This window comes from Pseudomonas sp. HY2-MNA-CIBAN-0224 (assembly GCF_040310285.1).
GTDB classification, from domain to species: domain Bacteria; phylum Pseudomonadota; class Gammaproteobacteria; order Pseudomonadales; family Pseudomonadaceae; genus Aquipseudomonas; species Aquipseudomonas helleri.
The window spans coordinates 1-11,629 of sequence record NZ_JBEOPQ010000097.1 but is presented as its reverse complement, the minus strand read 5'-3'; the positions used below and the strand labels follow the sequence as shown (position 1 = coordinate 11,629).

The 11,629-nt window shown below is 59.3% G+C and carries 10 protein-coding genes; 7 read left to right on the top strand and 3 right to left on the bottom strand.

Annotated elements, in window-relative coordinates:
- Positions 1–60: 60 nt before the first annotated feature.
- A complete protein-coding gene (locus tag AAEZ03_RS24760; RefSeq protein WP_003437842.1) occupies positions 61–549 on the bottom strand; it encodes an Lrp/AsnC ligand binding domain-containing protein in 489 nt (162 codons plus the stop codon).
- 156 nt (positions 550–705) lie between these two features.
- Here AAEZ03_RS24760 and dadA point away from each other — a divergent pair, with 156 nt between their 5' ends.
- From dadA to AAEZ03_RS24730, 6 genes are all read left to right on the top strand, one after another.
- Entirely contained in the window at positions 706–2,007 is a 1,302-nt protein-coding gene (gene dadA / locus AAEZ03_RS24755; RefSeq protein WP_153327554.1) for a D-amino acid dehydrogenase, read from the top strand.
- Complete coding sequence (locus tag AAEZ03_RS24750; protein WP_278938648.1) at positions 1,979–2,332, top strand: RidA family protein; 354 nt, start codon at positions 1,979–1,981, stop codon at positions 2,330–2,332. Before dadA ends, AAEZ03_RS24750 begins: the two co-directional genes overlap by 29 nt.
- Positions 2,333–2,433: 101 nt before the next feature.
- The gene (gene alr, locus AAEZ03_RS24745) at positions 2,434–3,507 is read left to right on the top strand and encodes an alanine racemase (RefSeq protein WP_350582246.1); all 1,074 of its coding nucleotides are present in this window, start codon (positions 2,434–2,436) and stop codon (positions 3,505–3,507) included.
- A gap of 126 nt (positions 3,508–3,633) precedes the next feature.
- Entirely contained in the window at positions 3,634–4,182 is a 549-nt protein-coding gene (locus tag AAEZ03_RS24740) for a cupin domain-containing protein (RefSeq protein WP_048372525.1), read from the top strand.
- A 180-nt stretch (positions 4,183–4,362) separates the two neighbouring features.
- Positions 4,363–4,779 carry a c-type cytochrome gene (locus AAEZ03_RS24735; RefSeq protein WP_048387143.1) on the top strand — a complete coding sequence of 139 codons (417 nt, stop codon included), beginning with the start codon at positions 4,363–4,365 and terminating at the stop codon, positions 4,777–4,779.
- Between the two features lie 156 nt (positions 4,780–4,935).
- A complete protein-coding gene (locus AAEZ03_RS24730; RefSeq protein WP_350582243.1) occupies positions 4,936–6,858 on the top strand; it encodes an acetyl-CoA hydrolase/transferase C-terminal domain-containing protein in 1,923 nt (640 codons plus the stop codon).
- A 94-nt stretch (positions 6,859–6,952) separates the two neighbouring features.
- Here the strand turns inward: AAEZ03_RS24730 and AAEZ03_RS24725 are convergent, their stop codons facing one another.
- A complete protein-coding gene (locus AAEZ03_RS24725; RefSeq protein WP_048372530.1) occupies positions 6,953–7,525 on the bottom strand; it encodes a xanthine phosphoribosyltransferase in 573 nt (190 codons plus the stop codon).
- Positions 7,526–7,581: 56 nt separating this feature from the next.
- Positions 7,582–9,591: a DNA helicase Rep gene (gene rep, locus AAEZ03_RS24720; protein ID WP_048372620.1), complete on the bottom strand. Its 2,010-nt coding sequence runs from the start codon at positions 9,589–9,591 to the stop codon at positions 7,582–7,584.
- A 261-nt stretch (positions 9,592–9,852) separates the two neighbouring features.
- Between rep and AAEZ03_RS24715 the strand changes: the two genes are divergently transcribed.
- Positions 9,853–11,523, top strand: a complete 1,671-nt coding sequence (locus tag AAEZ03_RS24715) for a putative bifunctional diguanylate cyclase/phosphodiesterase (protein ID WP_350582239.1) — start codon at positions 9,853–9,855, stop codon at positions 11,521–11,523.
- Positions 11,524–11,629: the final 106 nt, after the last annotated feature.

Here is an 11,629-nt window from a genome sequence, read left to right as displayed (position 1 = left end):
AGCTTGCCTCGCGATCTTTTGACCGTTAAAAGATCGCGAGGCAAGCTCGCTCCTACAGCCTCAATCCGGAATCGGCAGGTTCAGGCTTTCTTTGACTTCTTCCATCACGATGTAGCTCTTGGACTCCCGCACGTGGGGCAGCTTGAGCAAAATGTCGCCCAGCAGTTTGCGGTACGAGGCCATCTCGCTGATCCGCGCCTTGACCAAATAGTCGAAGTCACCGGACACCAGGTGGCACTCCAGCACGTGGGGCAGTTTCAGCACGGCGCGTCGGAATTCTTCAAAAGTGTCGCCAGACTTGTAGTCGAGGCTGATTTCGACAAACACCAGCAAACTGCCTTGCAAGTGCTGCGGGTTGAGCCGGGCGTTGTAGCCCATGATGATCCCTTCGCGCTCCAGCCTGCGTACGCGCTCGGTGCAGGGCGTGGTCGACAGCCCGACTTTCTCGCCCAGCTCGGTAAACGAGATGCGCCCGTCGGCCTGCAGAATGCGCAAAATATTGCGGTCGATCTTGTCTAATTCACGCTTTGTTTGGTGATTTGTACGCATAGGAGATTCTCCTTTGTCAAAAGCGTTTTGGCCGAGAATTGTCGCCAAATATAGCTGGTTATACAGTGAAACTCACTGGCTAAAGCTTCTTATACTGCGCGCATCTTCGCTTTGAATAATAAACGTCTGCGGCGGGCCGCGATGAGGGATAAAAATATGCGCGTTATGGTATTGGGTGGCGGCGTGATTGGCACAGCCAGCGCCTATTATCTGGCCCGAGCCGGGTTCGACGTGGTCGTGGTAGACCGTCAGCCTGCCGTGGCAATGGAAACCAGCTTTGCCAACGCCGGCCAGGTTTCACCTGGCTATGCCTCACCGTGGGCCGCGCCGGGCGTGCCGCTCAAAGCCATCAAGTGGCTGATGGAGCGCCACGCACCGTTGGCGATCAAGGCCACTGGCGACATCGACCAATACCTGTGGATGGCGCAGATGCTGCGCAACTGCACCGCCAGCCGTTATGCCGTGAACAAAGAGCGCATGGTGCGTCTGTCCGAGTACAGCCGTGACTGCCTCGATGAACTGCGCGCAGAAACCGGCATTGCCTACGAGGCCCGCAACCTCGGTACCACGCAACTGTTCCGCACCCAGGCGCAACTGGACGGCGCAGCCAAAGACATCGCCGTACTCAAAGAGTCGGGCGTGCCGTTTGAGCTGCTCGACCGTGAAGGCATCGCCCGTGTTGAACCGGCGCTGGCCAGCGTCACCAACATTCTGTCCGGCGCCTTGCGCCTGCCGAATGACCAAACTGGCGACTGCCAGATGTTTACCACCCGCCTGGCTGAAATGGCCATTCAACTGGGTGTCGAATTCCGCTTTGGCCAGGACATTCAGCGCCTGGACTACGCAGGCGATCGCATCAATGGCGTGATGATCGACGGCAAGCTCGAAACCGCTGACCGCTACGTGCTGGCCCTGGGCAGCTACTCGCCACAAATGCTCAAGCCGCTGGGTATCAAGGCGCCGGTTTACCCGCTCAAGGGTTACTCGCTGACCATCCCGATCACCAACCCGGCCATGGCCCCGACCTCGACCATTCTGGACGAAACCTTCAAGATCGCGATCACCCGTTTCGACAACCGCATTCGCGTCGGCGGCATGGCGGAAATCGCCGGGTTTGACCTGTCGCTGAAGCCACAACGGCGCGAAACCCTGGAACTGTGCGTCAACGATCTTTACCCTCAGGGCGGCGATTTGAGCAAGGCCAGTTTCTGGACCGGCCTGCGTCCAGCCACCCCGGACGGCACACCGATTGTGGGCGCGACCCCGTTCAAAAACCTGTTCCTGAACACCGGTCATGGCACACTCGGCTGGACCATGGCGTGCGGCTCTGGTCGCTTCCTCGCTGACGTGATGGCCAAAAAGACCCCACAAATCAGCGCCGAAGGCCTCGATATTTCTCGTTACGGCAACCACCAGGAGACTGCAAAACATGGCAATCCAGCGCCAGCTCACCAATGAACGCATGAGCCAGATCGTGGCTCATAACGGTACCGTTTACCTGTCCGGGCAAGTCGGCGACGACATGAACGCAGGGGTTGAGCAGCAGACCCGCGAAACCCTGGCAAACATCGAGCGTTTGCTGGACCTGGCAGGCACCGACAAAAGCCACATTCTGTCGGTGACCATCTACCTCAAAGACATTGATGCCGACTTCTCGGGCATGAACAGTGTGTGGGACAAGTGGCTGCCAAAAGGCGTGCAACCGGCCCGCGCCACCGTAGAAGCCAAACTGTGCGAACCCGAGATTCTGGTGGAGTTGTCGGTAGTGGCTGCACTGCCATAACGTCACCGTCGCCAAGCAAAGTCCCTCTTGCGGTGCGGTACGCGGTTAACGCCGCGGTACGCACCGTTTTTTTATTCAACTGCCGTTAGAAGCCTGCCGCCATGCGCCCAGCCCGTGCCCTGATCGACCTTCAAGCCCTGCGACACAACTACCAACTGGCCAGTGAAGTGACGGGGGCCAAAGCCCTCGCGGTGATCAAGGCCGATGCCTACGGCCACGGCGCCGTGCGTTGCGCCCAAGCCCTGGAAGCCGAGGCCGATGGTTTCGCGGTGGCCTGTATCGAAGAAGCACTGGAACTGCGCGCCGCCGGTATTCGCGCGCCGATTCTGCTGCTCGAAGGTTTTTTTGAAGCCGATGAACTGCCGCTGATCGTCGAACATGACTTTTGGTGCGTCGTGCATTCGCTGTGGCAACTCGATGCTATCGAGCAGGCCACACTGGCCAAGCCGATTCAGGTGTGGCTCAAGCTCGACACCGGCATGCACCGCGTCGGCCTGCACCCAAGCGAGTACAAAAGCGCTTACCAACGCCTGCAAGCCAGCGGCAAAGTCGCGAAGATTGTGCTGATGAGCCACTTCGCCCGCGCCGATGAACTGGACAGCCTGCGCAGCGTCGAGCAGGTGGCGGTGTTCCTGGCGGCCCGTGACGACTTGTCTGCTGAAGTCAGCTTGCGCAATTCGCCTGCCATTCTGGGCTGGCCAAGCGTGCCGAGCGACTGGGTGCGCCCCGGCCTGATGCTCTACGGCGCCACCCCCTTTGAACAAGACCATCCACTGGCCGCACGCCTGCAACCGGTGATGACCGTGGAGTCCAAAGTCATTTGCGTACGCGAACTGCCCGCCGGTGAGCCAGTAGGGTATGGCGCAAAATTCATCACCCCGAAACCGATGCGCATCGGCGTCGTCGCCATGGGTTATGCCGACGGCTACCCGCGTCATGCACCCACCGGCACGCCGGTACTGGTGGCCGGCCAGCGCAGCCAATTGCTCGGCCGTGTATCGATGGACATGCTGTGCATCGACCTCACGGATGTGCCCGAAGCCGGTCTGGGTTCGACCGTCGAGTTGTGGGGCAAAAACATTCTTGCCAGCGAACTCGCGGAAAAAGCTGAAACCATTCCCTACCAAATTTTTTGCAACCTGAAACGAGTGCCACGGCTCTATTCCGGGAGCTGATGGGTTGTATGCAAAATGCAGGGCCGACCGGGCTCTCAGGTTTCAAGTCAAAGTGTTGTAAATACTGAACACTATCGCCATGATGGCGCCATCTTGACCTGAATCTGATCCCTGGAGGCTCCTGCATTGGACGTCGGTGAACGACTGCAATCCATCCGCAAAATCAAAGGTTTGTCACAGCGCGAGCTTGCCAAGCGCGCCGGCGTGACCAACAGCACCATTTCGATGATCGAAAAGAACAGCGTGAGCCCGTCCATAAGCTCCCTGAGAAAAGTGCTGAGTGGCATTCCCATGTCTATGGTGGAGTTTTTTTCCGAAGAGATCCTTCAGGAAAAACCGACCCAGATTGTCTACAAAGCCAATGAGCTGATCGACATCTCAGATGGTGCGGTGACCATGAAACTGGTCGGCCGGGCGCATCCGAGCCGGGCCATTGCCTTCCTCAACGAAATCTATCCACCGGGCGCTGACACCGGGGATGAAATGCTGACCCACGAAGGCGAAGAAACCGGGATCCTCGTCGAGGGCCGCCTGGAGTTGACTGTCGGTCTGGAGACGTTCGTGCTGGAAGCCGGTGACAGCTACTACTTCGAGAGCTCGAAACCGCACCGTTTCCGCAACCCGTTCGACGTAGCGGCGCGACTAATCAGCGCAGCCACCCCCGCGAACTTCTAAGCAAAGCGGCGCCCTGCACAGCTCTGGCGGCGCCCGCAACGTTCATCGGCCATGCCTATTCCCCTTCTAAAATTAGGGTTGTTTCAGTGCGTCTGGCTAATCGGTATACTTTCGCCGCCTGCAAAACCGTGGTTGTGGGCGTGAATAGCCACCATTGAGGGTGTACGCGTGAACCTAATTATGAAAATGCTGGCCGTACCAGCAACAGTATTGGCCCTTTGGGCTGCCAACGCCCAGGCCACAACGTCGGCTGATGAGATCGCAAAACGCCTGGAGCCTGTGGGTAAAGTCTGCATTCAGGGCCAGGAGTGTGCCGCGGGTGGAGGTGGCGCGACCGCAGCCGCGAGCGGGGGCGGCATGAGCCCCGATGACGTGATTGCCAAACACTGCACCGCCTGCCACAGCATCGGCCTGCTGGAAGCGCCAAAAATCGGCGACACCGCCGCCTGGAAAGCCCGCGCCGACAAAGAAGGCGGCCTGGATGGCCTCTTGGCCAAGGCGATTACCGGGCTCAACGCCATGCCGCCAAAAGGCACCTGCGGCGAATGCAGCGACGCCGAGCTTAAAGCCGCGATCCAGAAAATGTCCGGCCTGTAACTCCCCGCCGTCTCTTTCCTCGCGATGTTTTGATGGTTTAAAAGATCGCGAGGCAGTTGGCTCCTACACGTTGAAACTGTTTGCGCCTTGCGCTGTGCAACCAACTCCGGTCACTCTCGGTCTATTCGCTAGACACGCAAGTTCCTGGAGGATCCGATGGTGCAATCCTGTTCGATCGAGCGCGCAGTCGATGAAGCACTGTCTCGGCTGCCCACCCACATCCACTTGGGCTTGCCCCTGGGTCTGGGCAAAGCCAATCGCTTTGTGAACGCGCTGTATCAGCGAATCAAGCAACGGCCCGAACGCCAACTAACGATCTACACCGCCTTGAGCCTGGGCCGCCCGGCGCTGGGCGACGGCTTGCAAAAGCGCTTTCTGCAACCGTTCGTAGAGCGCGTGTTTGGCGACTATATCGAGCTGGATTACCTCGCCGACCTGCACCGCGACAGCCTGCCACCCAACATCAACGTCGAGCAGTTTTTCATGCAGCCGGGCAGCCTGCTCAACAGCCCGCCGGCGCAACAGGATTACGTCAGCAGCAACTACAGCCACGCCGCCCGCGACATCAACGCCAACGGCTTGAACCTAGTGGCGCAACTGGTGGCCCGCAACCCGCAGGCCCCGGATCGCCTGAGCCTGAGCTGCAACCCGGACATCACCCTCGACCTGCTGCCGATGATCGCCAAGCGCCGTGAGGCGGGCGAAACCATCCTGCTGCTCGGCCAGGTCCACAGCGACTTGCCCTACATGCCCGGCGACTCAGAACTCGATGCAGAGGCTTTCGACCTGCTGATCGACGACGAAGAACACACCACGCTGTTTTCCACACCCAGCATGCCGGTCAGCCTGCAAGACCACTTTATTGGCCACCATGCCAGCACCTTGATCCGTGACGGCGGCACCCTGCAAATCGGCATCGGCTCCATGGGTGATGCGCTGACCGCCTCGTTGCTCGCACGCCAGGCGGACAGCGAAGGTTATCGCGCCTTGCTCGACGACCTGGACATCAGTCCGTGGCGCAGCCTGATTGAGCGCGAAGGCGGGGTCGAGCCCTTCGCCCAGGGCCTGTATGGCTGCAGCGAAATGTTTGTGCACGGGCTGATGGTGCTGGTCGACGCAGGTATTGTGCGGCGCAAGGTGTACCCCGATGTCGAACGCCAGACCCAAGCCAACGCCGGCACCCTCGACGAAAGCCTGCACACCGATGGCATCAGCGTGCACGGCGGTTTTCTGCTGGGGCCGCAGGATTTTTACCAGCGCTTAAACGAACTGCCCCACAGCAAGCGCGCCGAATTCAACATGACCGCCATCAGCTACATCAACGAGCTGTATGGCCAAGAGGCCTTGAAGCGCCTGCAACGCCGCGATGCGCGCTTTGTGAACAGCGCGTTCACCGCGACCTTGCTGGGCGCCGGGGTGGCGGATCAGTTGCAAGACGGGCGTGTGCTCAGCGGAGTAGGGGGGCAATACAACTTTGTCGCGCAGGCCCATGCGCTGCACGATGCACGCTCGGTAATCATCCTGCGCAGTTGGCGCGAGTCGGGCGGCGATGTCAGCTCCAACATCGTCTGGGAATACGGCCACTGTACGATCCCGCGCCATTTGCGCGACATCGTGGTCACCGAGTACGGCATTGCTGATTTGCGCGGCAAAACCGACCGGCACGTGATCGAGGCGCTGCTCAACATCACCGACTCACGTTTCCAGACCGAACTGATCGCCCAGGCACAGCAGGTGGGCAAGCTACCCAAAGACTTTCAACTGCAACCGCGCTTTGCCGACAACAGCCCGGAACGCTTGCAGGCGATTGCTGCCCGCCATCCGCACTTATTCCCGGAGTACCCGCTGGGCAGCGATTTCAGCGCCCAGGAGCAAGACTTACTGCGCGCCTTGAACTGGCTCAAAAGCAAATTCAAGCTCACACAGCTCTACCAACTCGGCAAGGCCACCCTTGAAGCCCCGTCGCCGCAGGCGTTCCCCGACCATCTGGCGCGCATGCAACTCACAGACCCGGACGGGCTGCGCGAAGAGGTGTATCAGCGCGTGCTGCTGGCGGGGTTGCAGGCGACGGCGAGATAACCGTGGGAGCGGGCTTGCTCGCGATCGCATCGCCGCGATGAATCAGATGCACCGCGTGTATAGCATCGCGAGCAAGCCCGCTCCCACAGTGCCTTTACTCGATAAACGTCACTTGGCCGTCGGCCAGGGATTTAACCCGTGCCAAGGACTCAACGCGGTAGCCCTGCGAGTCCAGCTCGGCACGGCCGCCCTGGAACGACTTCTCGATCACGATGCCCAGGCCAGCCACGGTGGCACCGGCTTGCTTGATGATCGAAATCAGCGCCTGGGACGCTTTGCCGTTCGCCAGGAAGTCATCGATGACCAGCACGCGGTCGGTGCTTTTCAGGTGACGCGGCGAGATGGCCACGGTGCTTTCAGTTTGCTTGGTGAACGAGTACACCGTCGCGGTCAGCAGGTTTTCAGTCAGGGTCAGGGACTGGTGCTTGCGTGCAAAGATCACCGGAACGCCCAGGTTCAGGCCGGTCATCACCGCCGGGGCAATGCCCGAGGCTTCGATGGTCACGATCTTGGTGATGCCCGCATCAGCGAACAAACGCGCGAACTCATCGCCGATTTCTTTCATCAGCTGTGGATCGATCTGGTGGTTCAAAAAGGCATCAACCTTCAAAACCTGATCGGAAAGCACGATGCCTTCTTCGCGAATTTTCTTGTGCAGTGCTTCCAACGTAACGTCCTCAAATAGCGCCTATGCGCTGAAGGTAGAGTAAAAAATAGTCGATTTTAGCGTTTTAACATCGCGCGTATATCGGCCAATGCCGTATTTCCGCGAACCGCTTTCACTTCGGTGGGGGTGTCGTCATTGCCTTCCCAGGCCAGATCGTCCGGTGGCAACTCATCGAGGAAGCGGCTCGGCGCACAATCAATGATTTCGCCGTACTGCTTGCGCTTGGCTGCAAAGGTAAACGCCAGCGTCTGACGCGCGCGGGTAATGCCCACGTAGGCCAGTCGGCGTTCTTCCTCGATGGTATCGGCTTCGATGCTGGAACGGTGCGGCAGGATCTCTTCTTCCATGCCCATGATGAACACGTAGGGGAATTCCAGGCCTTTGGAGGCGTGCAGCGTCATCATCTGCACGCCTTCGGCGCCGTCTTCCTCTTCTTGCTGGCGCTCGAGCATGTCGCGCAACACCAGCTTGCCGATGGCTTCTTCGACGGTCATGGCGCCGTCTTCGTCTTTCTCAAGGGTGTTTTTCAACGCCTCGACCAAAAACCAGACGTTGGACATGCGGTAGTCCGCGGCCTTTTCGCTGGAGCTGTTAGTGCGCAACCAGTTCTCGTAGTCGATGTCCATGATCATGCTGCGCAGCGCGGCAATCGGGTCTTCGCCCGCGCATTGTTCACGCACGCGGTCCATGAACCGTTTGAAACGGGCCAGGCGGTCGGTGAACCGGCTGTCCAGATGCTCGCCCAGACCGATTTCATCGGTGGCCGCGTACATCGAGATTTTGCGCTCGGTGGCGTAGTTACCGAGTTTTTCCAGCGTGGTCGAACCGATCTCACGCCGTGGGACGTTGATCACCCGCAAGAAGGCGTTGTCGTCGTCCGGGTTCACAATCAGCCTGAAGTAGGCCATCAGGTCTTTCACTTCCTGACGCCCGAAGAAGCTGTTACCGCCCGACAGGCGGTAAGGGATCTGGTGGTGCTGCAACTTTAGCTCGATCAGTTTTGCCTGATAGTTGCCGCGATACAGAATCGCAAAATCGCTGTAAGGCCGGTCTGTGCGCAGGTGCAGGGTCAAAATCTCGACTGCCACGCGCTCGGCTTCGGCGTCTTCGTTACGGCAACGAATCACGCGAATTTCATCGCCGTGGCCCATCTCACTCCACAGCTGCTTCTCGAAGGCGTGCGGGTTGTTCGAAATCAGCACGTTGGCGCAGCGCAGAATACGGCTGGTGGAGCGATAGTTTTGCTCCAGCATCACCACTTTCAAGGACGGGTAATCGTCCTTGAGCAGCATCAGGTTTTCCGGGCGGGCGCCGCGCCAGGCGTAGATCGACTGGTCATCATCGCCTACCACGGTGAACTGGTTACGGCTGCCGATCAGGTACTTGACCAGCAAATACTGGCTGGCGTTGGTGTCCTGGTATTCGTCTACCAGCAGGTAACGCACCTTGTTCTGCCACTTTTCGAGGATGTCGGCGTGCTCTTCAAAGAGCTTTACTGGCAGCAGGATCAGGTCGTCAAAGTCCACTGCGTTGTAGGCTTTGAGCGTGCGCTGGTAGTGGGTGTAGACGATGGCCGCCGTCTGTTCCTTGGGGTTGCGCGCATTTTCCAAGGCTTGAGGCGGCAGGATCAGGTCGTTTTTCCACGAGCCGATCATGTTCTTGATTTCGTCGACCCCGTCATCACCCGAGTATTCCTTTTGCATGATGTCGGTCATCAGCGCCTTGACGTCGGCCTCGTCAAAGATCGAAAAGCCCGGTTTGTACCCCAGCCGCGCGTGCTCCTTGCGGATGATGTTCAGCCCCAGGTTGTGGAACGTGCTGACCGTCAGGCCTCGGCCCTCACCTTTTTTGAGCAGCGTGCCCACGCGCTCCTTCATCTCGCGCGCCGCCTTGTTGGTAAAGGTCATGGCGACGATGTACTGGGCACGGATGCCGCAGTTCTGAATAAGGTGCGCGATTTTTCGGGTAATCACGCTGGTTTTGCCGGAGCCTGCACCGGCGAGCACCAAAAGAGGGCCGCCGACGTAGCTCACGGCTTCTTGCTGCCGGGGATTGAGTCGGGACATGACGAAATTAAAGATCGCTTGCAAAAAGGGCGGGCATTTTAACAGGCTGAGCAGATATTGCTGCCACTCTGCGACAGTGTGACGTAGCCCTCTATCTAAATTTGCCGCTTTTGCTACTTTGCCGCAGGATACCTGACCGTTTAAGTCAGTCGTTCGATAAGCGTTTGCTGGGTGTATTTGATAACGGGTGTCATTTGCCATTACGTAATGGCACGTCATAATGCCCATCGCCTGAATTTATGCAGAGTCTAGGGAGCTAGCTTGTCTACGCCTGTCGAACCCTTGCGTTTGCTGCTACTGGCCAAAGAGCCGACTTGGGCAGCGTTATTGCGCGAGTGTCTGGCGCCCATGGGAAACGCGGCCCAGTTGATGTGTGCCCCGAACTGGGAGTCGGTCAGCTTCCTGTTCGAACACACACACAACGCGTTGTTGCTCACCACCCCAGCCCTGCAACCTGCGGCAGGGCGGTGTCGTTTATCCACAGTTTTGTTGCTGGAAGCCGAGCCCGAGACCCCGCCGCAGGGTGTCAGCGACTGGTGGGTCCGCCCCACCCTGACCACCGATGTGCTGCGCCGCAGCCTGCGCCACGTGCAGGAACGCGGCATCCTCGAACAGACGCTGCACCGACTGGCCAAAGAAGACCCCCTGACTGGTATCGCCAACCGACAGGGCTTTCAAACGCTGCTCGCCGTGCGGCTGGCTGAAAATGATGGCCACGGCCTCGCGCTGGGGCATCTGGACCTCGATAACTTTCGCCATGCCAACGACGCCTTGGGGCATCAGGCCGGCGACCGCCTGATCCTGCAAGTGGTGGCGCGCCTTAAAAGCCGGCTCGAAGCATGCGATCAACTGGCTCGTTTGGGCAGCGACGAATTCGCCTTGCTGATCGACACCCGCCGCGCCCCTGAGCGCGCGGCCTGGATGGCCGAACGCATTACTGAAGTAATGGCCGAGTCTTACTGGATCGACGGCGAAAGCCTGTTGATCGGCTGCAGCCTGGGCATCGCCCATGCCCGCGCCAACGCGGGTGCCGACCCGTTGATGTGGCACGCGCACATCGCCATGCAGCAGGCCAAAAGCACTCAGGGCTGCACGTATCACGTGTTCGACGAACGCATTAACCGCAACGCCCGCAGCCTCGCCGACCTCGAAGGCGAGTTGCGCCGCGCCTTGCGCCGTGACGAGCTGGAATTGCACTACCAGCCACGCCTGGACCTGGACACCGGCCATATTGTCGGGCTCGAAGCCTTGGTGCGCTGGCGCCATGGTGATCGCGGCCTGCTGGCTCCCAGCGAATTCGTGCCGCTGGCCGAGCAGAGCGGGTTGATCGTGCCGCTGGGCTACTGGGTTATTTCGCGCGCACTGCGCGACATGCAAGTGCTGCGTGAAAACGGCTGGTCGGCCTTACACATGGCCATCAACTTGTCGTTTCGCCAATTCCAGGACAGCAAACTGCTGATCACTCTCAGCCGCTTGATCGCCGAGCATGGAATCGACGCCCGCTGGCTGGAATTTGAACTGACCGAAACTGCCGTCATGCGCCGCAGCGACATGGTCAAGCAGACCATGGACGCCTTGGGGCGGCTGGGCGTGCGCTTCTCACTGGACGACTTCGGCACCGGCTTCTCATCGTTTGTGCACCTCAACAGCCTGCCGATTGCCCTGCTGAAGATCGACAAAAGCTTTGTCGGCGGCATGGAAGACCGCGAAGAAAACCGCAAACTGGTCCACGCCATGCTCAACCTGGCGCAGAACCTCAACTTGCAAGTGGTCGCCGAAGGCGTAGAAACCCGCGCGCAACTGGCGCTTTTGCGCGACTTTGGCTGCGATCAAGTGCAAGGCTTCCTGATCAGCAAACCGCTGCCCATGCCTGAACTGATCCCGTTTTTGACGGCGGCCCACACCGCCTCGACGTCGAAGGCAGCCCTGTAGGAGCGAGCTTGCCTCGCGATCTTTTAAACAATCAAAAGATCGCGAGGCAAGCTCGCTTGTGTCTTCGTTGGAGTTAAGGTGTTAGGTGAGAGGGGTGGACGGCAAG